Genomic DNA, 25460 nt, shown 5'->3' with positions numbered 1-25460 from the left:
TAACCGAACTGCTTGCTCCTTTAATTCAGGACTGTAATAGCGTTTTTTCATGTTTCTAAGATATTTGTTTTGTAACAAACAGTCTTAAATTTTATGTCCGAATAAAGGTAGCAACTCCAAATTTTTGATTAAACAATATTTGAGCAGAAACCAAACGGAAGATAAAATCTTGGCTCAAAAGGAAACGGAATAAATGAGTAGGGGAAGAAGCGTTGGCTTTATGCCGTAGTCTTTTGATGGAAGTATTTTACGAGTTTACCTTGCGTGTATATTGTATGATAATAAACTTCCCTTACGAAGAAGTAAGGTCGTGATTAGATAAAGTTTATTATTCTGATAGTAAATTCATAGGGTTTAAAAACAAATAGAAGAATTTAACATCAATAAAAATGTTGCCTTCAAAATAGCAAAATGTTGTACCTATGTTGTACCAAGTCATAAAAAAAGCCGAGATTTTCATCTCAGCTTTTTTAGTACCGAAGGCGGGAATCGAACCCGCAAGCCTTGTGAGCAATGGATTTTGAATCCATCGTGTCTACCAATTCCACCACTTCGGCATACTTTTTTTCCCTTCTCAAATTTGGATTTTGAATCCAGCGCGTCTACCAGTTCCGCCACTCGAGCAAGTGGACGGCAAAATTATAAAATTTTCCCTTTATCACACGGTTTTTTTAGTTTTTTTTCGAACAACTAATTATAAGGGATAACAGCCTTAATTTTCCCAAATAATGAAGATGTATAGAGTTTCCAGGTTTGCTTTTAACTTTTATTCTAAAGCATTATAAGCTAGTTAAGCATTAATCTGTTATTTGATATAAAGAAATAGGGTGTAGGGTTTTAAAGAACACCTTACTTTAATGCTATTTTGCTCATTTCAAGGCGAAAATTTTCAGCTCTTTTGTTTCCAATTAAAAAACGCACTTCCTGAATCTTATTAGCCGAAAAATTAGGAATATTGAGACTTCTGCCTCTGTAAGTGGGAATCATTTCTTTCAGCGGAATTTCTACAGTTTGCCAATCTCCGGTAGTTTTAAAAATGTAAATATAGGAGGCTTTGTCTTCTATATTAGATTTTACACGAAACTGATAGTTCTTTCCATCTCCTTTTAATTTAATGTAGGCTTTTTTATAATTACTGATGTCTTTGGCGGCAAATTTATAATGTACAGAGGCAAAACCACCATTGTTTTTCAGGGAAACATAACCTTTAAAAATGGCATTTCCTTCCTTGCTGCGCTCCAGTTTGCTAAAAGAATTGCCGCCCATTACAACATCATTTTGTATTTCCCAGCCCGACCAAGCTTTAGTTGAATTAAAGTTAAAAATCAGTAAGTTGTTCATAATTAGTGGTGTTATGGTTATTGGGGATTGCTGATAAAGCATTTTTACCTTAAATTTAAGGCTTTAAGGATAATTAGCTGTATTGGAGCTGTAGAATGAAATTGTATTTCTTTAGCTACCAATTTAATGAGAATTTACGTTGTATGTTTCTTAAATCCCGGGCTGTTGTGAAAATTCTAAATTTTAATAGGTAGTAGAAGCCATCAAAGTCTGTTCGGGAAAAAATAAATTTATAAATTTGGCCCCTCACAACATATGTACCACAAAATACGCAAACACAACACAAGATGCCAGAAGTAACTACCGAAGCAAAAATTTTTTCCTGTACCCAAAGTAAAGCTTTAGCTGCTAAAATAGCAGAAGCTTATGGGGCGAAACTAGGAAACGTGATTACCTCCACGTATAGTGATGGTGAATTTCAACCTTCTTTTGAAGAGTCGGTTCGCGGTTCCCGGGTTTTTATTATAGGGTCTACGCATCCGGGATCAGACCATTTAATGGAGATGTTATTAATGCTAGATGCTGCTAAAAGAGCATCAGCCAGACATATTACGGCTGTTCTTCCTTATTTCGGATGGGCACGCCAGGATAGAAAAGACAAGCCAAGAGTGCCAATTGCCGCTAAAATGATTGCCAGTATTCTTGAAACCGCCGGAGCAACCAGAATTATTACTATGGATTTGCACGCAGATCAAATTCAGGGATTCTTTGAAAAGCCGGTAGATCATTTGTATGCTTCCACAATATTTCTTCCGCATTTAAAAAAATTAGGCCTGGACAACTTAACTATTGCTTCGCCAGATATGGGTGGGTCTAAAAGGGCTTATGCATATTCTAAAGCTTTGGAAAGCGATGTGGTTATTTGCTATAAGCAACGTGCAAAAGCCAATATGATTTCGCATATGGAGCTTATTGGAAATGTAGAAGGTAAAAATGTGGTGCTGGTAGATGATATGGTAGATACCGCCGGTACCTTAACTAAAGCAGCCGATGTAATGATGGAGCGTGGTGCTATAAGTGTACGGGCAATATGTACACATCCCGTGCTTTCTGGAGAAGCTTACGAGCGAATTGAAAACTCGAAGCTTCAGGAATTAATTGTTACAGATTCTATTCCTCTAAAACAGGAGAGCAAGAAAATTAAAGTGGTGAGCTGTGCCCGTCTTTTTGCCGATGTGATGACCAGAGTACACGAAAATAAATCTATAAGTTCTAAGTTTATTATGTAAACTCCTTTGTGCTTATATTTTTAATAAGACTCCCGAATTAAAATGTTGTTTTAAAGAATTTTGATTCAGGGTTTTATAGAAACGAAAAAAGCACTACTTTTGCAGCCTAAAATTTTTCAACAATGAAATCAATTACGATCAACGGATCTAAAAGAGAAAGCGTAGGAAAGAAAGCCACAAAGGCCCTGCGTAATGCTGGACAGGTTCCTTGCGTATTATACGGGGGAGATGCCAAGCCGTTGCACTTTGCAACAGATGAAATTTCGTTTAACAACCTTGTGTACACCCCAGATGTGCATACCGTGGAAATTAAACTTGGAGATAGTGAGAAGTTTAATGCTATTCTTCAGGATATTCAATTCCACCCGGTTACAGATGCTATTTTGCACGTAGATTTCTACCAAATTAGTGATGATAAACCAATCACTATGGAAATTCCAATCCATACCGAAGGTGTTGCCCGAGGGGTGAAGAATGGTGGAGTATTGCGTTACAACTTACGTAGGTTAAAAGTAAGAGGTTTGGCTCAGGAATTGCCAGATTATATTACTGCTGATGTATCTCAGCTTAAAATTGGTCAAAAACTGTATGTTACAGCTGTACAAGATGAAGCTTATGAAATTCAGCATCCAGATAACACTGTAATTTGCCAGGTGAGAACTTCACGTAACATTGTTGCCTTAGACGAGGACGACGAGGATGAAGTAGCGGCAGACGAAGTACCATCTACTGAAACAGGTGATGTTGCTGCAGTGAAAGAAGGAGAGGGGAACTAATCTTTTTATTCCAACAAATACATAAAAGCATCCTGTACAGGATGCTTTTTTATTTTAAATACTTTTTAAACCTCAATAAACTATTTTCAATTAAGCTTTTGTAGCTTTTTTAGGAATAAGAAATTGTCTTTTTGGGTTGGTAGTAGCTTTTTCTAAATCTGGATTATAGGCTAAAAACATTTAGTTAAATATTCTAATAGTTTTATCTTTACCAAAACTAATGCTATGCTGCCTTTCTTCGGAAAAATACTTAGTAAGAAAAAGCCCCAGGAAGAAGAACAAGATCCCATGAAGAAATTTTTGATCGTAGGACTGGGAAATCCGGGTCCTAAATATGAAAATACCCGTCACAATATAGGCTTTAAAATTTTAGACTATATAGCCGAAAAAGAAGAGGTGAGTTTTTCTACCGAAAAATTGGGTGATGTCGCTAAATTTAAGTTCAAAGGCCGAACTTTTATATTGTTAAAACCTTCTACTTATATGAACCTTAGTGGAAAGGCTGTAAATTACTGGCTTCAAAAGGAAAAAATAGAATTGCAGAATTTATTGGTAATTACCGATGATCTTAATTTATCATTTGGAACCATTCGCTTAAAGACTAAAGGTAGTGATGGTGGCCATAATGGCTTAAAAGACATTCAAAGTACACTAAATACCACAAAATATAATAGATTTAGATTTGGAATTAGCAATGAGTTTTCTAAAGGCCAACAAGTAGACTACGTGCTGGGCGAGTGGGATGAAGAAGAGAGAAAGGAGCTGCCGGAACGTTTTCAGAAATCATCCGAATTAGTGAAATCTTTCGGGACAGCAGGTGTTTCTAATACAATGAATTCATTTAACGGTAAATAAGTTGGGCTTGAAGATACATAAAGGAGCAAATGCTTTTAAAAGTGAGAAGCAAACAGTAGTTACTATTGGTACTTTTGATGGCGTTCATGCGGGCCACCAGCAAATAATAAAAAGACTGGTAGATGCTGCTAAAATTGAAAATCTTGAATCGGTTATCTTTACTTTTTTTCCGCATCCAAGAATGGTTTTGCAAAAAGAAAGTGGGTTAAAACTTATAAATACCATAGAAGAACGTACCGAGATCCTGGAAGATACAGGGATAGATCACTTAGTAGTGCACCCATTTACGCAGCAATTTTCCAGGCTTACAGCACAGGAATTTGTACGTGATATTTTGGTGAATAGGCTTAAAGCTAAGAAAGTAATCATTGGCTACGATCATCGTTTTGGCCGAAACCGTACTGCAGATATCAATACCTTAAAGCAATTTGGCGAAGAATATGGATTTGAGGTAGAGGAAATAACCAAGCAGGAAGTGGACCAGGTGGCCGTAAGTTCAACCAAAATTAGAAATGCCCTATTACAGGGTAGGGTAGAGCAGGCCAATAATTATTTGCAAACACCTTTTAGTTTAAAAGGAGTGGTGGTAAGAGGTCGTGGTCTTGGCAAAGAATTCAAGTACCCAACCGCTAATGTGAGTATTAAGGAAGATTATAAATTGATTCCTAAAAATGGTGTCTATGTGGTTAGCTCTACCATAGATGGGGAAAAATATTTTGGGATGATGAATATAGGGACCAACCCAACCGTGGGAGGAGAAGAACAAACTATAGAAACCTATTTCTTTAATCTTGATAAAGATTTATACGGAAAAGAACTTAGAATAGAAATGCTTACCAGGATTCGGGCAGAGAAAAAATTTAGTTCTATAGAGGCATTAAAAATCGCAATGCGACAGGACGAGGCGTTTTCAAAACAATATATTAGAGATAATTATGCTCAATAAATGGCTTTTTAAGCAAGTAGATAATTCGGCACTTATTGCTTTTAGAATTATTTTTGGACTGCTTATTACCTTAGAAGCCGTTGGTGCAATTTTTACAGGTTGGATTCGAAGAGCCCTTATTGAGCCCGAGTTTACTTTTACCTTTATAGGTTTTGAATTCTTACAGCCACTTCCCGGTAATGGCATGCTATATTATTATGGGTTGATGGGGCTGTTTGGTGTTTTTGTAATGCTGGGCTTTAAATACCGCTTTAGTATTTTCTGCTATACCATTATGTGGGCAGCTGTTTACCTGATGCAAAAATCTTCCTATAATAATCATTATTACCTGCTAATGCTGTTATGCGGTATAATGTTTTTTCTTCCGGCAAATCGATATTTGTCGATTGATAGCTGGAAAAAGCCTAATTTACAGAAAATTGCCATGCCGCAGTGGGTGTGGCTTTTTATCGTACTGCAATTATGGATAGTTTACACCTATGCCTCGGTAGCTAAATTATACCCAGATTGGCTAGATGGTACCTTGCCGGCTATGCTTATGGCCGGAAAAGCCGATTATTGGTTGGTGGGGGAAATGCTGCAACAGCCCTGGATAAGATATGTAATTACTTATTTTGGACTTGTTTTCGATCTCTTAATTATCCCTGCGCTTCTATGGAAAAGAACTAGGTTGCCGGCTTTTATCCTGGCTATTTTCTTTCATTTATTCAATAGTTTTATTTTTCATATAGGTATTTTTCCTTATTTGTCCCTGGCTTTTTGCCTGTTCTTTTTTCCTTCAGAAAGGATTAATAAATACATTCTTCGTAACAAAAAACCCTATTACGATAAAGCTGAAATTATAGTTCCTCCTTTTAGAAATACATTAATTTTGGCGCTTTCGGTTTGGTTTGTAATTCAAATTGGCTTGCCACTTAGGCATTGGTTTATTAAAGATAATGTACTGTGGACAGAGGAAGGTCATCGCCTAAGTTGGCGTATGATGTTGCGCTCCCGATCGGGTAAAACCACATTTAAAGTAGTGGAAAAAGGAACTACAGATACCATTCACATCAACAAAGCACGCTACCTGAGCAGAAAACAAATGCGCTCCGTAAATTCTAAACCAGATATGATGTGGCAGTTTGCGCAGTATTTAAAGAAAGATTATGCTGATAAGGGGAAAGAAGTACAGGTGTTTGTAAAGTCTAAAATAAGTATTAACGGCAGGCCTTACCAAAATTTTATAGATCCAAAAGTAGACCTGGCAGCCGAAAAATGGAATCATTTTAAGCATCACGACTGGATTTTACCTTCAAAATTAGACTAGTAATTTTCAGTGCTTTTCTTACATTTGCAGCTTTAGATAAAAGTAAATTGCTTCAAATAGTTTTAGGAAGCGATAAGTAGAAATAATTAGTAATTTCGGGCTGAACCTCGGGATATTTAACTCTCGATTGTCGAATAAAAGAAAGCTATGTTACAGGTTAACCATATTAGGGAAAATAAGCAGGAATTTATAAACGCACTCAAAAAACGAAATTTTGAGGCCGAAAGTATTCTTGACGAGGTGCTGCAGTTAGACGATAAACGTCGGGCTACGCAAGCCAAACTCGATGATATTTTAGCCGAATCTAACAGGCTTTCTAAACAAATTGGGATGATGTTTAAAAATGGGGAACATCAAAAAGCCAATTTAATCAAAGAAAAAACAGGAAACTTAAAGGAAGATTCTAAAGCGCTTTCAGAAGAGCTCGCCACTACGGTAGCCAATCTTGAATCTTTGCTTTATACTATTCCTAATGTGCCTCACCAATCTGTGCCAGCGGGAAATTCAGAAGAAGATAACGAAGAGGTTTTTAGAGAAGGGGATGTTCCTGTACTTGCCGAAGGTTCACTGCCACATTGGGAGCTTGCCAAAAAATACGATATTATTGATTTTGAATTGGGAAATAAAGTTACCGGTGCCGGTTTTCCTGTTTATAAAGGAAAAGGAGCTCGCTTACAAAGAGCTTTAATTACCTACTTTTTAGACAAAGCTATTGATGCCGGTTATACCGAATACCAGTTGCCTTTAATGGTCAATGAAGCTTCAGGTTTGGGAACAGGACAGTTGCCCGATAAAGAAGGGCAAATGTATCATATAACGGCCGATGATCTTTATATGATACCAACAGCTGAAGTGCCTATGACCAATATGTACCGTGACCGCCTGTTGACCGATAAAGATTTTCCGATAGCCTGTACCGGTTTTACACCTTGTTTTAGAAGGGAAGCAGGTTCTTATGGAGCACATGTTCGCGGACTTAACCGTTTGCATCAATTTGATAAAGTAGAGTTGGTAAGGATAGAAAAACCCCAAAATTCTTATACTGCTTTAGATAATATGGTTGAACATATCAAAGATATTTTAACCGATTTGAAATTGCCTTACCGAATTCTAAGGCTATGTGGAGGAGATCTTGGCTTTACCGCTGCCCTTACTTACGATTTTGAAGTGTTTTCTACCGCGCAAGATCGTTGGCTGGAGATTAGCTCGGTTTCAAACTTTGAGACTTTTCAGGCTAACCGACTTAAGCTTCGATATAAGAATAAAGAAGGCAAAAAGGAATTGGCACACACCCTTAACGGAAGTGCCCTGGCTTTACCACGTGTACTTGCGGGAATCCTGGAGAACTACCAAACCGAAGAGGGGATTAAAATCCCTGATGTTTTAGTGCCTTACACCGGCTTTAGGCTAATAGATTAAAACGACGATTACTATTGATTAAAAGGGCAAATTCTTATATTTACAGGATGCGCTCTACCTTGTTTTTTATCTTTTTTATTTGCTCCATTTTAGGGGTCTGGGCGCAATCTGATAGGTTGGCACGTAATTTTTTTGACCAGGGGGAATTTGAAAAAGCCCTTAAAGTCTATGAGCAATTATTAGAAGAAAAACCGGAGCATACGGCCTATTTTTTTGGAGTGGTGCAAAGCCATCAGCAATTGGAGAATTTTAAAAAGGCAGAAGAATTGCTTCGGCAGAGATTGAATAATTCAGCAAACAATCCAACACTTTTAATTGAACTGGGGCATAATTACGAACTTCAGCAAAATACCCAAAGAGCCGCAAAATTTTATGAAGAGGCTTTAAGTGCCATTAATGCACGTCCCAATTATGCGTATTCCATAGCACGTACCTTTCAGAAATATAGCTTGCTCAGTAATGCTGCAGCTGCTTATGAAAAGGCAATGGAGCTAAATAGCGAGTTAAATTATAATATACAGTTGGCAAGAATTTATGGGGAGCAGGGCAAAACAGAACTCATGTTTAAAAATTACCTGGAGCTAATTGAAGCAAACCCCGATTTTTTCCCAATTGCTAATCGTGAGTTCGGGAAGTATATCTCGGCAGATGCTTCAAGTGAAACCAATACTGTTTTTAGAAGACTATTGCTTACAAAACTGCAACAAAATCCCAGTTTGCTATATAACGAAATGCTTAGCTGGCTTTTTATTCAGGAGAAGGAGTTTTTAAAAGCCTTTTCTCAGGAAAAGGCTATTTACAAAAGGAGCGATAAAGGTTTGCAGGCTATTTTAAATCTTGCGTTTGCGGCGCGGGAAGCTTCCAATTTTGAGGCCGCCTTAGAAATTGTGGAATATATAATAGAAGAGGCACCTTCAGAAAACCTGGTGTTACAGGGAAATCAGTTTTTATTGCAAATTCAGCTGGAGCAAGAAGATGAAAGCGCATATCAGGACATCGAAAAAAAATATACCGAACTGCTGGAAGAATATGGAGACGGACTCAATACATTGGCTTTACAAATAGATTTTGCCAATTTCCTGGCTTTTAAGCAACATAAACAGGAAAGAGCTATTGCATTGTTGAAAGAACTTTCAGAAAAGGCCGGTAGCAATTTCGACAAAGCAGTAGTAAAACTATCGCTGGCAGATATTTTAGTACTACAGGAAAAATTTAACGAAGCGCTAATTTATTATTCCCAGGTTCAAAACTTAGTGAAAAACCATCAAATTTCGCAAAATGCACGTTATAAAGTGGCGAAAACAAGTTATTTTAAAGGAGATTTTAAATGGGCTAAACAGCAGCTTGATATTTTAAAATCTTCTACCTCTCAGCTTATCGCCAATGATGCGATGGAGTTGAGTTTGCTTATTGAAGATAATTCTATAGAAGATACCACACAAACGGCACTTAAAAAATATGCACGGGCCGATTTGTTGGCCTTTCAGGAGAAAAGTTTAGAAGCAATTCAACTTCTTGGAGAGATTTTAAGTATACATAAAGGTGAAAAAATTGAAGATGAAGCCTTGTTAAAGCAAGCGCAGTTATTTGAAGAAACAGGACAGGCTTTAAAAGCTAAAGATAATTATCTTAGGATTATTAAAAATTTTAAATCCGATATCCTTTCTGATAACGCCCATTACTATTTAGCTGAATTATATGCAAACCAGCTGGAAAATAGGGAAGAGGCCAAAAAATATTACGAGCAAATAATATTTAACTTTGCCGATAGTATTTACTTTGTCGAGGCTCGTAAAAAATACCGGGCCCTTAGAGGAGATTATCAAGAAACACCTTAAAAGATCAATATGTACATATATAATGTAACCATAAATGTAGAGGAAAGCATTCATAGCGAATGGCTAAATTGGATGAAAGAAGAGCATATCCCCGAAATGTTAGACACGGGAAAATTTAAAAAAGCACTTATGACGCGGGTAATGGTTACCGAGGCTATGGGGGGCATCACCTATTCTGTTCAATATACAGCCCAAAGCAAGGCAGATCTCGATAATTACTACAAGGAGGATGCCGATAGCATGAGGGAAAAAAGCAAGGTTTTTGAAGGTAAATTCGTTGCTTTTAGAACAGAAATGCAAGTAATAAGCGAGCAATAATTGTATGGCGAAGTATAAAAAAAAAAGAAAGGTATCCCAGGTTCAGGAGGGTGAGGTAAGAGCTAAAAAACATCTTGGCCAACATTTTTTAACTGATGAAAATGTAGCTAAAGACATTGCTGAAACGCTTAATTATAAGGGGTATACAAAAGTGTTGGAGATCGGTCCGGGTATGGGGGTGTTAACCAAATACCTATTGCAACAGGATGCTGAAGTACACGTGATAGAAATCGATACAGAGAGTGTTGCATACCTGCAAGAGCATTATCCGAAACTTCACGGTAGAATTCATCAACAGGACTTTTTAAAATACGATTTGGGTACAGTTTTTCGGGATGAGGCTTTTTCGGTTATAGGAAATTTTCCATATAATATTTCTACCCAAATTGTTTTTAAGGTTTTAGAATTAAAGCATCAAATTCCTGAATTTTCAGGGATGTTTCAAAAAGAGGTTGCTAAACGAATTTGTGAAAAAAAGGGGAATAAAACCTATGGAATCCTTTCGGTATTGGTACAGGCTTTTTATGAAGCCGAATATCTATTTACCGTGCCTCCTTCGGTATTCAATCCGCCACCAAAAGTAGATAGTGGGGTTTTACGCTTAACCCGCAAGGAAGACTTTAGTTTGCCATGTAACGAAAAATTGTTTTTTAACGTGGTTAAAAAAGCTTTTCAACAGCGGAGAAAAACCTTACGAAATAGTTTAAAAAGTTTCGATTTCCCCGATAATCTTAAGGAAGATAGTATATTTGGCCAGCGCCCGGAGCAATTGGATTTTCGGGAGTTTATAGATTTGACCCTTAAAATTCAGCCGTATGCAATTTCAAATCAGCAGTGAATTAATTGACAAAATAAAATTTCTTGTTGCCGAAGGAAACAACGAAGAATTATTATTGCATCTTGAAGATGTACACCACGCTGATATTGCTGAAATTATTACCGAACTATCTTTAGAAGAGGCCACGTATGTGGTGAAACTTTTAGATAGTCAAAAAACAGCAGAAGCTCTTATGGAGCTTGAGGAGGGGGTTCGGGAACGTATTTTGGAAACACTTTCTGCCAAAGAAATTGCAGAAGAGCTGGAAGAAATGGATACCGATGATGCGGCCGATATCATTTCAGAACTGTCTCCCGAACGCCAACAAAATGTTATTGCAGAACTTGTAGATGAAGAACACGCCGATAACATTGTAGAACTACTCCGTTATGATGAAGATTCTGCCGGGGGACTTATGGCAAAAGAGCTCGTAAAGGTTAACGAGAATTGGAGTGTGACCGGCTGTATGAAAGAGATGCGGGAACAAGCCGAAAATGTTACCCGTGTACACTCTATTTATGTGGTAGACGATAAACAAAAACTAAAGGGAAGATTATCTCTAAAAGATTTACTTACCGCCCCCAGTCACGCCAATATTAGTGATGTGTATATCCCACAGGTAGATTTTGTAAATGTACATACCGAAGGGGACGAGGTGGCCCGAATTATGCAAAAATACGACCTGGAAGCGATTCCCGTAGTAGATGAAATGGGTCGATTGGTGGGTAGGATTACTATTGATGATATTGTAGATTTTATAAAAGAAGAGGCTGAAAAAGATTATCAGATGGCTTCCGGTATTTCGGAAAGCGTAGAGGCAGATGATAGCCTTTTAAGGTTAACAAGAGCGCGTTTGCCCTGGTTGGTTCTTGGGCTTTTTGGAGGATTGGGCAGTGTTTATATCATGAAAGGCTTCGAAGAAGCTTTAGAACAGTTCCCGGTTTTGTTCTTTTTTACTCCTTTAATTGCGGCCATGGCCGGAAATGTTGGGGTGCAATCTAGCGCGATTATAGTGCAGGGGCTTGCCAACGATAATTTGCGCGGAAGTTTGTTACAGCGCCTGGTTAAAGAAGTGGGCCTAAGTTTAATAAATGGAATCTCCCTGGGGGTACTCGTTATTTTATTTGGCTTGCTCGTAGGCCAGGATCAAATGGTGAGCTTTACCATAGCTGCATCTTTGCTTTCGGTAATTATAGTTGCGGCACTGGTAGGAACTTTTGTGCCTATTATTTTAAATAAACAAGGCATTGACCCCGCTATTGCTACAGGGCCTTTTATCACAACCAGTAATGATATTTTCGGTATTTTTCTCTTTTTTTATATCTCTAAATTAATGCTTGGTTTTTAACTTAACCAGCATAGGTTTCTCATTATAAAAATCATTCTTTACCTTTGCCTGTTCGTTATTAAAGTACCTCATCGAAGATTTTGAGGAATTTTTTGAAACTATTAATTAGGCTGTTTAAATACGCATCCTAAACTTGTTTTGGTAGAAGCTGAAACAAGTTCAGCTTGACGTGTAAATTTTAAATAGGCTTATAAAATCTCACATAGTGGGTAAAGAAAGATGAAACCGCCATCATTTTTATACAATTTTTCCATTTTTCAAACTTAATTTAACGTAATGAGGAGATGCTATTTTGGTATGTTCTCCAGGCGGCGTTATGTTATAAAAAATAAAAACTCATTTTAGAGCAATGATTATTTTACATTCAGATACAAATCATCCAACTTTAATTAAACAATTAGACGATGCCGGTCATCATAATATAGAGGGCTATAGCCAATCTCGGGAAGAAACCCTTGAAAATCAGCATTTGTACGACGGAATTGTAATTAGAAGTCGGTATACCATAGATCGTGAATTTATAGATGCTGCTCCAAACTTAAAGTTTATTGCCAGAGTAGGTGCCGGTCTTGAAAATATTGATGTAGAGTATGCCGAAAAACATGGAATTACGTTGTTTTCGGCTCCTGAAGGAAACCGAAATGCGGTGGGGGAACACAGCCTGGGCATGCTACTTTCCCTTTTTAATAAACTAAATAAAGCAGATAGGGAAGTACGGGACGGCCTTTGGCACCGGGAAGAAAATAGAGGCCTGGAATTAGACGGAAAAACCGTAGGAATTGTGGGCTATGGAAATATGGGAAAAGCCTTTGCTAAAAAATTACGTGGCTTTGAGGTGGAAGTGCTTTGTTATGATATTAAAGAAAATGTAGGCGACGAAAATGCCAGACAGGTGTCTTTGGAAGAATTTCGTGAGAAATGCGATGTAGTGAGCCTACACACCCCCTGGACGCCGGAAACCGACCAGATGGTCAATAAAGAGTTTATTGATGCCTATAAAAAGCCATTTTGGTTTATCAATACTGCCCGTGGTAAAAATGTAGTAACCGCAGATCTTGTGGATGCTTTAAAAGATGGGCGTGTACTTGGTGCCGGTTTAGATGTTTTAGAATATGAAAAGGCTTCTTTTGAAAGTCTTTTTTCTAACAAAAAGAACGTTTCATTGAGTATAGAAAATCAAATTCCGGATCCTATGCGGGAATTAATGTTTTTAAATAACGTGATTTTAAGCCCCCACGTAGCAGGATGGACCAAAGAATCTCACGAAAAACTGGCAAGTGTAATTGCCGGAAAAATTATCGATAAATTTGGAAAAGGGGAAGGAAGGTAATATACCCTTATCTAAAATAGTTTAAACCTCACAGGTCTTGCAGGCCTGTGAGGTTTTTTTATGATGTTACGTCATTCTGAATTTATTTCAGAATCTAATACTTTAAAGTTTTTATTCTTTAAAACGGTAAATTTTTTGTCATTGTGATCCCGATTTTTATTGAGAGAAGCAATCTGCAAATTGGAGTCATCGAATCAAAAACTGTTGGAAACCTTAAAAGAGGAAGGAGTGGAAGTTTTCGATGAAATTCAGAAGGTAAAAGAATGAAAATTTGGCTGGATAATGGATCCTGAAGGAAATAAAATAGAACTTTGGGAGCCTAATGACCGGGCTTTTTTATAAGATGGAAATACACTTTTTTTGAATCGAACCGGAAAAATTAGTCTCTATTCCTTTTTTATAATTTATATTAATCGTAATATTGCGATATATAAATATTTGAATTATGAAAACTTCAGAATTATTTGATGTACTGCAATCACATCAGGAAAAAGCACTTCTTTTTGAATATGCACCGAATCTATTGGTTGGAGCCAATTATCATATTACCGAAGTAAAACATATTAAAATAGACTCGGTAGACTGCGGTTCAGGAACAGATTCCTGGAACGAAACGATTATTCAGTTATGGGAAAGCCCAGAAGAAATTGGTAAAACAGCTTTTATGAAAGTGTCGAAAGCCCTTGCAATCCTGGAAAAAGTAGGGCAAATGAAAGCCTACGACTTAGAAGCTGAGGTGAAATTCGAATATAGTAACGCTAACTTTCATACCGCACAGTTGTTTGTTACCGGATTTGAAATTAAAAACGAAAACTTAATGATAAAACTAGCTGTAAATCCTACCGATTGTAAGGCGAAAGAGACCTGCGGAGTAGAAAGTGCCGAAGAGGTGAATGAGAATGCATGTGCACCGGGAAGTGGTTGCTGTTAAAAATTAGTGTATGAAAAACATACTTGTACTTTGCACCGGAAATTCCTGTCGAAGCCAAATGGCACATGGTTATCTTGAACATTTTGCCAAATCTCGAGCTAATATTTATAGTGCCGGAATAGAAACGCATGGTTTAAATAAAAAGGCGGTAGCAATAATGAAGCTGGACGGAATAGATATTTCAGGACATACCAGCAATCATATAGATGAATATAAGACTATAGATTTCGATTTTATTATTAGCGTATGTGATCACGCAAATGAGCATTGCCCGTTTATTCCTTCTAAAAATGCTGTTAGGCTGCATCATAATTTTGCAGATCCTTCTAAAGTAGAGGCTTCAGAAAAAGCAATTCAGGAAGCTTTTAAAACCACCAGGGACGAAATAAAGGCCTGGTGCGAAAAATTTGTAAAAGATAATTTATAGAATAAAAAAAGCTGTTTGGAAATTCTAGCGTCATCCTAAACTTGTTTCAGGATCTACCTTGTGGAATTTCCAAACAGCTTTTTATCATATAAGATGCTTATTAATTGTTCTGGCTTAACTCTACAAGTGCCGATTTAATAGATTCTTCGCCTTCCAGTGCTTGAAATGCCATGTTTTTACCTAGCGGATCGGCCAGGCACATTACCAATAAAAAAGCTACATCATCACGGGAAATCTCGCCTCGCTCTTTCAATTTTGGAGCTAATTTTACTTTAGCAAGCCCCATATCGTCGGTAAGCCTGCCGGGTTGTAAAATAGTGTAAACAATTCCGCTGTCTACCAGATAATCATCTGCCTCTTTCTTCGCTTTTAGGTAATGTTCTAAATCACCACCTTCTTCCGGATTATCGGTTCCCATTGCGCTAAGCATAATAAATTTCTTTACATTATGTTTTTTAGCGGCATCAACCATTTTTTTAGCACCTTCCTGGTCTACAGCTATGGTTTTGTCAGGGCCGGTTTTGCTTCCTGAACCGGCCGCAAAGATAACCCGGTCTATTCCTTTAAAAGCGTGGTCTATATCGCCTTCAAGATCTGCGATTATACTTTCTACTTCCATGTCATCAAAGATTTGCTTCTGCTCTTCTTTGCGAATCATAGCAACGGGTTTAAAGTTTTGGGTATTATTCAAAATTTCAATGACCCTTTTTCCTGTTTGTCCGGTTGACCCGGCTATTAATATCTTTTCCATGTCTAGTTAATATTTTTGTATTTTCAAGATAAGAATGAAATAAAAGCCTACATAATGTATGCTTCAGAATAACATGAAATTAACAGCTTAATGCTGCGAGTTGAATTTCGCCTCCAATTCTTTCTGAAATTCTTCCATTACCGGTTTTACAGTGCTTTCGGGTAAATCGGCAATGCGTATATACATTAACCCATCTACCGAGTTGTTGAAAAGTGGATCTACATTAAACGCCACTACTTTTGCATTTTGCTTGATATATTTCTTGATCAACACCGGAAGACGCATATTTTCAGGCTCAATTTCATCAATAATCTTATCGAATTTGTTTAAATCGGCTTTGCTGGCATCAAATATAATATCTTTATCTGCGTCTTTTAGTTTTACCTTAAATTCTTTCTTTGGTTTAATAAACTGAGCGATATAAGGATCGTAATAATGAGATTTCATAAACTCGATCATTAAAGATTTCGAGAAGTTTGAAAATTTATTACTAATGCTTACCCCACCAATTAAGTATTTATGTTCTGGGAAACGTAGAGTACAGTGCACAATGCCTTTCCAAAGTAGAAAGAGCGGCATTGGCTTTTGCTGATATTCCTTTACTATAAAAGCCCTCCCCATTTCTATAGATTTGCTCATCATCTTATGAAGTTCGGGTTCAAACTTAAAAAGTTCCTGAAGGTAAAAGCCGTTTATTCCATGATTGGCGTAAATTTCGCTTCCCATACCCATACGGTAGGCCCCGGCTATTTTTTTAGCCTCGTTATCCCATAAAAACAGGTGGTAATAATATTCGTCAAATTTATCAAGGTCTGTCGCATTATTGGTGCCTTCACCAATTGCCCTAAAGGTAATTTCACGCAGCCTCCCCAATTCGGCCACCACATGTGGAATCACTTCTTTTTTGGCTAAAAAAACTTCATAATTCTTGCTGGACAATAAACGCTTGTCCATTTTCCTACAGTTTTCAACCTCGGTCTCCATTAATATCTGCGCAGTTTCCCCCGCAATCTTTTTTGGATTTTTAGGCAACTTTAAGCTCTTTGGAATTTTATCAAAAAGCTTTTTCTGTTCAAAAACATTGGCAAGCATATAGGTTTTTCGGCGTAGAAATGCCGTATATGTTTCTATATTGGTGTGTTCTAATTGGTCTTCTACGCTAATTGGATTGCCGATGCGCACCTTAATTTTACGTCTCTTTTGCGTGAGCATTTCGCTGGGGAGTTTTGCAGTTCGCAAAATATCGCTCATAGACGCTAAGCGGTAGAAAAAAGTAGAATTCTTAGCATGAAAATAAATGGGCACTACGGGAACATTGGCCTTTTGTATAAGTTTCATCGCGGCCGGTTCCCAGGGTCTATCTACAATTATCTTATGATCTTTATAAGTGGAAACTTCGCCGGCGGGGAACATTCCTAGTGCCTTGCCTTTTTTTAAATGCGCTATGGCTTCTTTAATTCCGGCCAGGCTGGATTTGGCCTCCTTATGGTCCTCAAACGGGTTTACCGGCATAATGTAAGGCCTTAACGGATCTAAACGATGTAAAAGAAAATTTGCGATTACCTTATAATCGGGGCGCTCACGTAGCAATAATTTCATTAAAATCATCCCGTCTATCCCACCTAAAGGATGATTGGAAATAGTGATAAATGGCCCTGTTTTCGGGATGCGTTTCAGGTCTTTTTCGGGAATTTCAAAGTTTATTTCAAAGCCTTCTAAGATAGAATCTATAAATTCAATTCCGTTTAGGTTTTTACGCTTTTGATATTCTTTATTGAGCCGGGAAAGTTTAGTGGTTTTGAGTATAAGCCAGCCTATAGAAGTTCCCACAGCACCCAATTTTTCAAGGTTCATTACTTTTGCAACTTCTTTGGCACTTACAATTCCCATTTTTAGACTGTTTTAATTTAGCAACAACATAAAATTACTTAATTGCGGGTTACAATTTGAAGGGTATTATGGGTAAGCTGTTTTAATAAAATTTCTTTGTCTTTTTCAAGGCTTGCAATAGCTTCGTCATTAAAATGTCTTATGGTGAATAAGGAAACCCCGGGGATAAAACTAACTTTAAATCGGGCTTTTAAGTGCTGAATAAGTTTTTCTAATTGGTTGAATTTGTTGTCTACACATACCGAAAAACTAATCGCAGAGTTCTGAATTAAATCAACTTTCATCTGATACTGATGAAAAAGCCTAAAAATTTCACTTATATTTTCTTCTACCATAAATGAAAAATCCAGGGTAGAGAGTGAAATTAAAACCAGGTCTCTTTTTACTATAAAACATGGGATTTCAGGAAAAATCATGCTGCCTTTTCCTACTTTGGTACCTTTGCTTTCGGGGGCTAAAAAAGGTTTTACAAAAAGAGGGATCTCCTTTTGTTGAAGGGGCTGTAGCGTTTTTGGATGTATTACCGAAGCTCCATAAAAAGCAAGTTCTATGGCTTCTTCATAGGAAATATGCTGTAGCAGTTCAGGGTTCTTAAAAACCCTGGGATCGGCATTTAAAACCCCGGGTACATCTTTCCAAATAGTAACATTTTCCGCATTTAAACAATAGGCAAAAATCGCTGCGGTATAATCACTTCCTTCCCTCCCAAGCGTAGTGGTGAAATTATTGTAGTCTGAACCTATAAAGCCCTGTGTAATGTTTACTTTATTTAAATTTAGGTGTTGCCTTATAGCTTCCTGGGTTTCTTCCCAATTTACACCGGCATCCCGGTAAACACTATCTGTTTTTATAACTTCCCTGGCATCAATCCAATTGTTTTCAATATGTTGACTGTTAAGGTAGGCACTCACTATAGTTGTGGAAATTAACTCTCCGTAGCAAATTACCTGGTCGTAGACAAAATCGTATTGTTCAGATTTATTATGTTGAAGAAAATTTCTAAGCTCGGTAAAAAGTTCATGAACCTTATTAAAAATTGTAGTTTGAGAACCTTTAAAAAGATCATTTAAAATTTCAAAATGAGCTTCTTCTACTGCCTGAAGGCTTTTAGGTACATCTTTTTCAAAAAGATAATCTTTAATAACAACTTCTAGCGCATTGGTAGTTTTACCCATGGCCGAGATAACAATTACTTTTGGGCCGTTTCCGGTTTTCTCCAATACATTTTGAACATTCCTTACCCCGGCTGCATCTTTAACCGATGCCCCTCCAAATTTAAAAACCTTCATAAAATTTTAATCGATATTTTTCTGGATTCCGGTTTCATCCATATGCACGGTATACCAATCTTTTTTGATATCTGCACCGGTATTTTTATAAAATTCCTGTGCGTTTTTATTAGCTTCAGAAACCACCCATTCTACTCGTTTAACGTTATTATCGTAGCCGTATTTTACAACCCTTTTGTAAAGTGCACCACCAAGCCCTGTGCCTCGCATACTTTCTCTAACAATTAGATCTTCCAGGTGTAGTGTACGTCCTTTCCAGGTTGAAAACCTAAAATAAACGAGCGCCATCCCTTCTATTTTACCATTTACTTCGGCTACAAAGCATTTAAAATTTTTGTCATCAAAGCCTTCCTGTTCCAGGTCTTCTACCTGAATTTCAACCTCCTCGGGAGCATTTTCATAAGCCGCAAGCTCTTTTATAAGCTCAAAAGCTGCGGGCATATCTTCTCTCCTGGCTTCACGTATTTTGTATTCCATAACATTGATATTTCTATACAAAAATAGGAATAGATTTTAAGACCCGGGCCTAATTAAAGAGGCTTAATTTATTATTAACGTGATTGTTTTTTAAGAAAGTTATTCATGGCACTCTCATCCATTTGTACGGTACACCAATCGGTAAAGACAGTGGCGCCGCTACGGCTGTAAAATTCGCGTGCGTGTGTATTCCAATCTAAAACAACCCATTCAGTTCGCTTTACACCCTGTTCTTTGGCAAATTCAATTACCCGGGTATACAGGGCATTTCCCAAACCTTCGCCTCGCATGCTTTCCCTTACTACAAGATCTTCCAGGTGCACTGTTTTTCCTTTCCAGGTTGAATATCTAAAATAACATAGGGCCATACCTTCAATTTTCCCATTAGCCTCGGCTACAAAACAAGTAAAAGCCGGGTTTTCTCCAAAGCCGTCTTTTTTAAGGTCTTCTGCCGAGATAATTACCGCCTCGGGTTCTTTTTCAAATTCAGCCAGTTCTTGTATAAGTTCTAAAACTGCCGGCATATCCTCTGGTTTCGCTTCTCTAATTTTAAATTTCATTGTATGTTGTTTGCTTTGCGTACAAAAGTAAAAAATGAATTGCCAAAATGGGTTATTCTGTATGCTTCCTCCTAAAGAATATAAATAATTCCTTTTAATTTGGTTTAATTACACTTTTTAGAATTTTCTATACTTTATTACGATAACGTTTTAGTAATTAAGAAAAATGAATAATTTTGAAACAAATAACGATATTGATTCAAAATGGTTAAGAAAAATCAAACTTTAGGCGAATTCATTATAGAAAATCAGGCAGCTTTTCCTTATTCTTCGGGCGAGCTTTCCCGCTTAATTAGATCTTTACGGCTTGCGGCTAAGGTTGTAAATCACGAAGTGAATAAAGCAGGTTTGGTAGATATTCTGGGGTTGCACGGCGATACAAACATTCAGGGGGAAGACCAGCAAAAATTAGATGTTTATGCCAATGAAACTTTTATTCAAACTTTAATAAATCGCGAAATTGTTTGTGGTATAGCTTCAGAAGAGAACGACGATTTTATAACCATTTCCGGTAAGAACAATGACAATAAGAATAAATATGTGGTACTTATGGACCCACTGGATGGCAGTTCTAATATTGATGTAAACGTATCGGTTGGTACCATTTTTTCAATTTACAGGCGCGTTACCCCCATTGGAACCCCGGTAACTAAAGAAGATTTTTTGCAACCGGGAAATAAGCAGGTGGCGGCCGGTTATATTATTTATGGAACTTCCACTATGTTGGTGTATACTACAGGTTGTGGTGTAAACGGATTTACTTTGAATCCGGCTTTAGGTTCCTGGTATTTATCACACCCCGATATGAAGTTTCCCGAAAACGGAAGAATTTATTCTATGAACGAGGGAAATTATGTGCATTTCCCCGAGGGAGTGAAAAAATATATTAAATATTGCCAGGAAGAGAAAGAGGACAGGCCCTATACCTCTCGTTATATTGGCTCTATGGTTTCAGACATTCATAGAAATATGATTAAGGGCGGAATTTTTATCTATCCCAAAAGCTCAAAAGCCAATAACGGTAAACTAAGGTTGTTATACGAATGCAACCCAATGGCTTTTATTGTAGAACAAGCCGGAGGAAAAGCTACCAACGGTTTTACCCGAATTATGGATATTCAGCCTAAAGAATTACATGAGCGTGCGCCTTTTTTCTGCGGAAGTAAAAATATGGTAGATAAAGCAGAAGAATTTATGCAGAAGTATAGTTGAAAAATATAACTATATATGAAATTTTACTATCTAAAAGGAGAAGATATCAACGTCATTACGAACGAAGTGAAGTAACCTTCTTGTTGTTTTTCAAAAAGTTATAGATTGCTTCGTTCCTATCAATGACGGAATTTTGTAAGCTGCGGATTTATTGGCAATTAAAATCCAACGATTAAAAATAAAAAAAGCCACGAATCCACTAATCATAAGTAATATTAGTGTATTGGTGGCAATTTTTTTTGAATGGGGTCTCGCAATGACGAATCCCAGCACTTTTGAGATAGCCTTTTTTAAATTTAGCTAAAATGTTATTTTAATATTCCCGATTACTTACCCAATAGATATTTGTAATCTTCAAAATTCAATTGTCCGCTAAAAATCTGAATAGACCTTTTTATAATGTTTTCGGCGTTTTCGTTAGAAAAACCAAGACCTATGGCATATCGTTTAATAAGCGCTTCTTCTTCATGGTCTATCTCATGATCGGCAAAAATAATTTTAAATAAATCGTGTAAACGCTCTAAACGCTTTTCTACACTGTTATAGGCGCTAATAGGAAATTCTTGCGGATTCTTAATTAGCATTTTATATTCTTGCTCACTAATATCAAGTTTGCGAGCAAAACGTTCTAAGAGAACACGTTCTTTTTCGTTAATATCCCCATCTACACTTGCAAGATTTACAATAGAAGCAAAATGATTGATGTTGCGGAGGTGTTCTCCTGAACCAAATAAATCTGAAAATGACATTTTATTAATTTTTATATATAGACAAATATACTTAAAGCTTCAAGTATATCTTATCAAAAAAACTCTAAAATGTTTGATGCTTCATCAATCGCTAATCTTTTCTTAATCCTTTTTTTTAGCGTGGCATTTTGGGTATTTTCAAATTAAAGTATCTCTTATAAATGAATCCACCTTTACTCGCCTTTAATGAAAAAGGTATTTACTGCGAGGCAGCAGATACTTACCTGGACCCCTGGAAACCTGTAAATAAGGCTATTATTTCGCACGGTCACGCCGATCATTCCCGCTGGGGGCATAAAAAATATATAACCCATCATAGTAATGTTCCTATTATTAAACATAGACTGGGGGAAATAGAAGTTTCGGGGAAAGCATGGAACGAGACCTTTACCATTAATGGTGTTAAGTTCTCCCTGCATCCGGCAGGCCATATTATTGGTTCGTCCCAAATTAGGGTAGAGTATAAAGGCGAAGTTTGGGTATTTACCGGCGATTATAAAGATGAACCTGATGGGGTAGCAGTGCCTTATGAGCCTATTAAATGCCATACTTTTATCACCGAATGTACTTTTGGTTTACCAGCCTTTAAATGGCAACCACAGGCGGAGGTCTTTACCGAAATTAATAAATGGTGGCAGCAAAATAAAGAAGATGGAAGAACTTCGGTAATCTTTGGATATTCCCTGGGAAAAGCTCAACGCCTGTTAAGACATCTCGATACTTCAATCGGCAAAATTTACACTCATGGTGCAATAGAGAATATGACAGATGTAGTTCGCCCTTTAGCTGAAATGCCAGGAACCACAAGAATTACGCGCGATACCAAAAAAGATGAATTTAAAGGAAATATTGTAGTGGCCCCACCCAGTGCTCATGGCAGTCCATGGATAAAAAAGATGGTGCCTTATGTGACAGCTTCGGCCAGCGGTTGGATGACTTTTCGTGGAGCTCGAAGAAGACGTGCCATAGACCGCGGTTTTGTACTCTCAGATCATTGCGATTGGCAGGGCTTGCTAAAGTCTATAGAAGCTACGGGTGCCGAAAAAGTGATTTGCACCCACGGGTATACCGACATTTTCTCTCGTTATTTACGTGAACTAGGTTATGATGCCAGGACTGAAGAAACACAATATGAAGGTGAAACAGGAGAAGAAGAGTCAAAAAATGAAAAAGAAATTTAAATGTTTTGTCACTTCACCTGCAGTCGGGAAGTAAATAAACTAAACTAAGATGAAGCACTTTGCAGAGCTTATAAAAACCCTTGATAGCACTAATAAAACCACGCTGAAAGTGGAGGCTTTAACCCATTATTTTAAAAATGCCGATGATAGGGATAAGGTATGGACCATAGCTATTTTGTCACATAGGCGCCCACCGCGACCGGTAAATACTACCTTAATGCGTGAATGGGCTTCAGAGCTCGCTAACATTCCCCTGTGGTTATTTGAAGAGTCTTATCATATTGTAGGCGATTTGGCCGAGACAATTGCCCTTGTGATACCCCCTGCCAAAGAAAATACCGAAAAAAGCCTCAACCAATTTCTGCAGGAGATCATTGAACTGAAACCTAAAGATGAATCGACAAAAAAGGAATACCTGCATACAAATTGGCTTGCGCTTAATTATTATGAACGTTTTGTGTTTACCAAGCTCATTACCGGGAGTTTTCGCATTGGCGTGAGTCAAAAATTAATGACCCGTGCCCTTTCAAAAGCTACTAATATTGATGAGGATATTCTCGCTTATAAAATGATGGGCAATTGGAAACCTGAAAAAACCACCTTTAAAAAACTAATTTTAGAAGAAAACGAAGAAGATTATTTGTCTAAGCCCTATCCGTTTTACCTGGCTTATGCAATAGATGGGGAAGTTGAAGAGCTTGGGGATGTAGCCCAATGGAGTGCCGAGCATAAATGGGATGGTATTCGCGCCCAGGTAATCGTGAGAAATAATGAGCTTTTTGTGTGGAGTCGTGGTGAGGAACTGGTAACCGATAAATACCCCGAATTTCAAAGCTTTGTAGATAAAATTCCTAATGGAACTGTCCTGGATGGCGAAATATTGCCGTTTCCAAAAGGTAGTATAGGAAGCTTTAAAGATCTGCAAACCCGAATAGGAAGAAAGAATATTACTAAAAATCTGCTTAGTAAAACGCCTGTTATTTTAAAAGCATACGATATTTTAGAATGGCAGGGAGAAGATATTAGGAATAAAGCTTTTCAAGAAAGAAGAAAAATTCTGGAGAAACTTTATAATAAGGTTTCTACGGAAGAAATTCCATTGCACTTATCAAAGCGTATATCTTTTAAAAATTGGGTTGAAGTGGCTAAAGAACGTGAACGGGCCCGGGAAGAAAAATCGGAAGGCTTGATGTTGAAAAGATTGGATTCCCCATATTTAGTGGGAAGAAAAAAAGGCGATTGGTGGAAATGGAAGGTAGATCCGCTTACGGTAGATGCCGTGCTCACTTATGCCATGCGCGGTCATGGAAGACGTAGCAATCTATTTACCGATTATACTTTTGGTTTATGGGATGATGAAAAAAAAGAACTGGTCACTTTTGCGAAGGCCTATTCCGGTTTAACCGATGCTGAATTTAGAAAACTTGACGCGTGGATTAAAAAAAACACCTTAGAGCGTTTTGGTCCTGTTAGAAGTGTAACGCCACATCATGTGTTTGAAATTGCTTTTGAAGGGATCGCCGAATCCAAACGGCATAAAAGTGGAGTAGCAACGCGTTTTCCGAGAATGATACGCTGGCGAACCGATAAAAATATATATGAAGCAAATACGCTGGGTGAGTTGCGGGATTTAATCCCGGATTAACCACCCCACCCTGTCGGGGACCCCTCCTTAGAAAGTAGGGGAACAAGGTGAAGTGATAATTAAAAATAAAAATAGTTCCTTCCCTTTTAAATGGAAGGTGGATTATTCAGTGGAAGCTGAATAAGACGGAAGGGTAAAGGATAAAGTTTAAAACCAATGAAAAAACCAGGTCATAACAAAAAGTTCTTGCAGCCTTTCCGAAAAGCATTAAGGAATAACTTAACTCCTGCAGAGGCATTTTTGTGGAAACAATTACAACGAAGAAAATTTAAAGGAAGAAAATTCAGAAGGCAACATAGTATAGAAAATTTTATAGTGGATTTTTATTGCGCGGAAGAGCAACTAATCATAGAGTTAGATGGAGAGGTACATAAAACTCCACTCTCTGAAGAAAAAGATGAAAAACGGACTAAAAAACTGGAAGATTTTGGATTTAAAGTAATACGGTTTGAAAATAGGATGGTTTTTGACTTTCTACCTTCGGTTTTGAAGGAGATTGAAGATAATTTTAAGAAGAAATAAACCACCCCACCCTGTCGGGCACCCCTCCTTAGAAAGTAGGGGAACAAGGTGAAGTGATAATTAAAAATAAAAATGGCTCCTTCCCTTTTGAAGGGAAGGTGGATTATTCGGCGGTAGCTGAATAAGACGGAAGGGTTGAAGCATGAATAGAAATCAACTTATTCAATTTTAAAAAGTGGACCACCCCGCCCTATCGGGCACCCCTTTTTAGAAAGTAGGGGAGCAAGGTGAGGTGCTAATTAAAAATAAAAATGGTTCCTTCCCTTTTAAAGGGAAGGTGAATTATTCAGTGGTAGCTGA

Annotated in this window: 24 protein-coding genes, 1 tRNA gene and 1 pseudogene; 18 read left to right on the top strand and 8 right to left on the bottom strand. The window is 37.5% G+C overall.

The features are described 5' to 3' along the window. Positions 1 to 474: 474 nt before the first annotated feature. A tRNA-Leu gene (locus GUB10_RS11020) sits at positions 475 to 557 on the bottom strand. A 292-nt stretch (positions 558 to 849) separates the two neighbouring features. Next, the gene (locus tag GUB10_RS11015) at positions 850 to 1341 is read right to left on the bottom strand and encodes a CIA30 family protein (RefSeq protein ID WP_227740370.1); all 492 of its coding nucleotides are present in this window, start codon (positions 1339 to 1341) and stop codon (positions 850 to 852) included. Positions 1342 to 1628: 287 nt separating this feature from the next. Between GUB10_RS11015 and GUB10_RS11010 the strand changes: the two genes are divergently transcribed. The 14 genes and pseudogenes from GUB10_RS11010 (at position 1629) to GUB10_RS10950 (ending at position 14884) form a co-directional block, all read left to right on the top strand. After that, entirely contained in the window at positions 1629 to 2570 is a 942-nt protein-coding gene (locus GUB10_RS11010; RefSeq protein ID WP_193711502.1) for a ribose-phosphate pyrophosphokinase, read from the top strand. 122 nt (positions 2571 to 2692) lie between these two features. Beyond that, positions 2693 to 3346, top strand: coding sequence for a 50S ribosomal protein L25/general stress protein Ctc (locus tag GUB10_RS11005; protein WP_193711501.1), 654 nt, complete (start codon positions 2693 to 2695; stop codon positions 3344 to 3346). A gap of 225 nt (positions 3347 to 3571) precedes the next feature. Further along, entirely contained in the window at positions 3572 to 4201 is a 630-nt protein-coding gene (gene pth, locus GUB10_RS11000; protein WP_193711500.1) for an aminoacyl-tRNA hydrolase, read from the top strand. 7 nt (positions 4202 to 4208) lie between these two features. Then, positions 4209 to 5147 (top strand): bifunctional riboflavin kinase/FAD synthetase, encoded by a 939-nt coding sequence (locus GUB10_RS10995; protein ID WP_193711499.1) that lies wholly within the window; start codon positions 4209 to 4211, stop codon positions 5145 to 5147. Then, positions 5137 to 6456 carry an HTTM domain-containing protein gene (locus GUB10_RS10990; RefSeq protein ID WP_193711498.1) on the top strand — a complete coding sequence of 440 codons (1320 nt, stop codon included), beginning with the start codon at positions 5137 to 5139 and terminating at the stop codon, positions 6454 to 6456. Before GUB10_RS10995 ends, GUB10_RS10990 begins: the two co-directional genes overlap by 11 nt. A gap of 147 nt (positions 6457 to 6603) precedes the next feature. Beyond that, on the top strand, positions 6604 to 7875 hold the full coding sequence (gene serS / locus GUB10_RS10985) for a serine--tRNA ligase (RefSeq protein WP_193711497.1): 1272 nt from the start codon (positions 6604 to 6606) through the stop codon (positions 7873 to 7875). A 116-nt stretch (positions 7876 to 7991) separates the two neighbouring features. Then, a complete protein-coding gene (locus GUB10_RS10980) occupies positions 7992 to 9713 on the top strand; it encodes a tetratricopeptide repeat protein (protein ID WP_370591091.1) in 1722 nt (573 codons plus the stop codon). Between the two features lie 9 nt (positions 9714 to 9722). After that, positions 9723 to 10031 carry a DUF4286 family protein gene (locus GUB10_RS10975; RefSeq protein ID WP_193711496.1) on the top strand — a complete coding sequence of 103 codons (309 nt, stop codon included), beginning with the start codon at positions 9723 to 9725 and terminating at the stop codon, positions 10029 to 10031. Positions 10032 to 10035: 4 nt separating this feature from the next. Then, positions 10036 to 10869: a 16S rRNA (adenine(1518)-N(6)/adenine(1519)-N(6))-dimethyltransferase RsmA gene (rsmA, locus tag GUB10_RS10970; protein WP_193711495.1), complete on the top strand. Its 834-nt coding sequence runs from the start codon at positions 10036 to 10038 to the stop codon at positions 10867 to 10869. Then, a complete protein-coding gene (mgtE, locus tag GUB10_RS10965; protein WP_193711494.1) occupies positions 10847 to 12196 on the top strand; it encodes a magnesium transporter in 1350 nt (449 codons plus the stop codon). Before rsmA ends, mgtE begins: the two co-directional genes overlap by 23 nt. Before the next feature lie 349 nt (positions 12197 to 12545). After that, the gene (locus GUB10_RS10960) at positions 12546 to 13526 is read left to right on the top strand and encodes a 2-hydroxyacid dehydrogenase (protein ID WP_193711493.1); all 981 of its coding nucleotides are present in this window, start codon (positions 12546 to 12548) and stop codon (positions 13524 to 13526) included. Between the two features lie 198 nt (positions 13527 to 13724). Beyond that, positions 13725 to 13868: pseudogene (locus GUB10_RS15970) on the top strand (VOC family protein); the annotation flags it as partial. Between the two features lie 103 nt (positions 13869 to 13971). Further along, on the top strand, positions 13972 to 14457 hold the full coding sequence (locus GUB10_RS10955) for a DUF6428 family protein (protein ID WP_193711492.1): 486 nt from the start codon (positions 13972 to 13974) through the stop codon (positions 14455 to 14457). 10 nt (positions 14458 to 14467) lie between these two features. Beyond that, positions 14468 to 14884 (top strand): arsenate reductase ArsC, encoded by a 417-nt coding sequence (locus tag GUB10_RS10950; protein ID WP_193711491.1) that lies wholly within the window; start codon positions 14468 to 14470, stop codon positions 14882 to 14884. Positions 14885 to 14984: 100 nt separating this feature from the next. Here GUB10_RS10950 and GUB10_RS10945 read toward each other — a convergent pair whose 3' ends face one another. From GUB10_RS10945 to GUB10_RS10925, 5 genes are all read right to left on the bottom strand, one after another. Next, positions 14985 to 15635 carry an SDR family oxidoreductase gene (locus GUB10_RS10945; protein WP_193711490.1) on the bottom strand — a complete coding sequence of 217 codons (651 nt, stop codon included), beginning with the start codon at positions 15633 to 15635 and terminating at the stop codon, positions 14985 to 14987. 87 nt (positions 15636 to 15722) lie between these two features. Then, positions 15723 to 17525 carry a lysophospholipid acyltransferase family protein gene (locus tag GUB10_RS10940; RefSeq protein WP_193711489.1) on the bottom strand — a complete coding sequence of 601 codons (1803 nt, stop codon included), beginning with the start codon at positions 17523 to 17525 and terminating at the stop codon, positions 15723 to 15725. A 38-nt stretch (positions 17526 to 17563) separates the two neighbouring features. Next, entirely contained in the window at positions 17564 to 18814 is a 1251-nt protein-coding gene (locus GUB10_RS10935) for an aspartate kinase (RefSeq protein WP_193711488.1), read from the bottom strand. A gap of 6 nt (positions 18815 to 18820) precedes the next feature. Further along, positions 18821 to 19291, bottom strand: coding sequence for a GNAT family N-acetyltransferase (locus GUB10_RS10930; RefSeq protein ID WP_193711487.1), 471 nt, complete (start codon positions 19289 to 19291; stop codon positions 18821 to 18823). A gap of 74 nt (positions 19292 to 19365) precedes the next feature. Continuing rightward, positions 19366 to 19851: a GNAT family N-acetyltransferase gene (locus GUB10_RS10925; RefSeq protein ID WP_193711486.1), complete on the bottom strand. Its 486-nt coding sequence runs from the start codon at positions 19849 to 19851 to the stop codon at positions 19366 to 19368. A gap of 204 nt (positions 19852 to 20055) precedes the next feature. On the opposite strand from GUB10_RS10925, the gene fbp reads away from it, so the two are divergent. Further along, positions 20056 to 21063, top strand: a complete 1008-nt coding sequence (fbp, locus tag GUB10_RS10920) for a class 1 fructose-bisphosphatase (RefSeq protein ID WP_193711485.1) — start codon at positions 20056 to 20058, stop codon at positions 21061 to 21063. Between the two features lie 326 nt (positions 21064 to 21389). Here fbp and GUB10_RS10915 read toward each other — a convergent pair whose 3' ends face one another. Further along, entirely contained in the window at positions 21390 to 21812 is a 423-nt protein-coding gene (locus GUB10_RS10915; protein WP_193711484.1) for a TerB family tellurite resistance protein, read from the bottom strand. 161 nt (positions 21813 to 21973) lie between these two features. On the opposite strand from GUB10_RS10915, the gene GUB10_RS10910 reads away from it, so the two are divergent. The 3 genes from GUB10_RS10910 to GUB10_RS10900 all read left to right on the top strand — a co-directional run bounded on the left by GUB10_RS10910 (position 21974) and on the right by GUB10_RS10900 (position 25160). After that, a complete protein-coding gene (locus GUB10_RS10910; RefSeq protein ID WP_193711483.1) occupies positions 21974 to 22993 on the top strand; it encodes a ligase-associated DNA damage response exonuclease in 1020 nt (339 codons plus the stop codon). A gap of 49 nt (positions 22994 to 23042) precedes the next feature. After that, the gene (locus tag GUB10_RS10905; RefSeq protein ID WP_193711482.1) at positions 23043 to 24638 is read left to right on the top strand and encodes an ATP-dependent DNA ligase; all 1596 of its coding nucleotides are present in this window, start codon (positions 23043 to 23045) and stop codon (positions 24636 to 24638) included. A gap of 156 nt (positions 24639 to 24794) precedes the next feature. After that, complete coding sequence (locus GUB10_RS10900) at positions 24795 to 25160, top strand: endonuclease domain-containing protein (RefSeq protein WP_193711481.1); 366 nt, start codon at positions 24795 to 24797, stop codon at positions 25158 to 25160. Positions 25161 to 25460: the final 300 nt, after the last annotated feature.

The sequence above is a fragment of the Salegentibacter sp. BLCTC genome, assembly GCF_015143665.1.
Classification (GTDB): domain Bacteria; phylum Bacteroidota; class Bacteroidia; order Flavobacteriales; family Flavobacteriaceae; genus Salegentibacter; species Salegentibacter maritimus.
Note: the sequence above shows the minus strand (reverse complement) of the source record. Positions and strands in the feature narration are given on the sequence as shown.

Bases quoted from the DNA above. Each gene is read 5' to 3' on its own strand.
- GUB10_RS11015 (WP_227740370.1), bottom strand. From the start codon at position 1,341: ATGAACAACTTACTGATTTTTAACTTTAATTCAACTAAAGCTTGGTCG.
- GUB10_RS11010 (WP_193711502.1), top strand. From the start codon at position 1,629: ATGCCAGAAGTAACTACCGAAGCAAAAATTTTTTCCTGTACCCAAAGT.
- GUB10_RS11005 (WP_193711501.1), top strand. From the start codon at position 2,693: ATGAAATCAATTACGATCAACGGATCTAAAAGAGAAAGCGTAGGAAAG.
- pth (WP_193711500.1), top strand. From the start codon at position 3,572: ATGCTGCCTTTCTTCGGAAAAATACTTAGTAAGAAAAAGCCCCAGGAA.
- GUB10_RS10990 (WP_193711498.1), top strand. From the start codon at position 5,137: ATGCTCAATAAATGGCTTTTTAAGCAAGTAGATAATTCGGCACTTATT.
- serS (WP_193711497.1), top strand. From the start codon at position 6,604: ATGTTACAGGTTAACCATATTAGGGAAAATAAGCAGGAATTTATAAAC.
- GUB10_RS10975 (WP_193711496.1), top strand. From the start codon at position 9,723: ATGTACATATATAATGTAACCATAAATGTAGAGGAAAGCATTCATAGC.
- rsmA (WP_193711495.1), top strand. From the start codon at position 10,036: ATGGCGAAGTATAAAAAAAAAAGAAAGGTATCCCAGGTTCAGGAGGGT.
- mgtE (WP_193711494.1), top strand. From the start codon at position 10,847: ATGCAATTTCAAATCAGCAGTGAATTAATTGACAAAATAAAATTTCTT.
- GUB10_RS10960 (WP_193711493.1), top strand. From the start codon at position 12,546: ATGATTATTTTACATTCAGATACAAATCATCCAACTTTAATTAAACAA.
- GUB10_RS10955 (WP_193711492.1), top strand. From the start codon at position 13,972: ATGAAAACTTCAGAATTATTTGATGTACTGCAATCACATCAGGAAAAA.
- GUB10_RS10950 (WP_193711491.1), top strand. From the start codon at position 14,468: ATGAAAAACATACTTGTACTTTGCACCGGAAATTCCTGTCGAAGCCAA.
- GUB10_RS10945 (WP_193711490.1), bottom strand. From the start codon at position 15,635: ATGGAAAAGATATTAATAGCCGGGTCAACCGGACAAACAGGAAAAAGG.
- GUB10_RS10940 (WP_193711489.1), bottom strand. From the start codon at position 17,525: ATGGGAATTGTAAGTGCCAAAGAAGTTGCAAAAGTAATGAACCTTGAA.
- GUB10_RS10935 (WP_193711488.1), bottom strand. From the start codon at position 18,814: ATGAAGGTTTTTAAATTTGGAGGGGCATCGGTTAAAGATGCAGCCGGG.
- GUB10_RS10930 (WP_193711487.1), bottom strand. From the start codon at position 19,291: ATGGAATACAAAATACGTGAAGCCAGGAGAGAAGATATGCCCGCAGCT.
- GUB10_RS10925 (WP_193711486.1), bottom strand. From the start codon at position 19,851: ATGAAATTTAAAATTAGAGAAGCGAAACCAGAGGATATGCCGGCAGTT.
- fbp (WP_193711485.1), top strand. From the start codon at position 20,056: ATGGTTAAGAAAAATCAAACTTTAGGCGAATTCATTATAGAAAATCAG.
- GUB10_RS10915 (WP_193711484.1), bottom strand. From the start codon at position 21,812: ATGTCATTTTCAGATTTATTTGGTTCAGGAGAACACCTCCGCAACATC.
- GUB10_RS10910 (WP_193711483.1), top strand. From the start codon at position 21,974: ATGAATCCACCTTTACTCGCCTTTAATGAAAAAGGTATTTACTGCGAG.
- GUB10_RS10905 (WP_193711482.1), top strand. From the start codon at position 23,043: ATGAAGCACTTTGCAGAGCTTATAAAAACCCTTGATAGCACTAATAAA.
- GUB10_RS10900 (WP_193711481.1), top strand. From the start codon at position 24,795: ATGAAAAAACCAGGTCATAACAAAAAGTTCTTGCAGCCTTTCCGAAAA.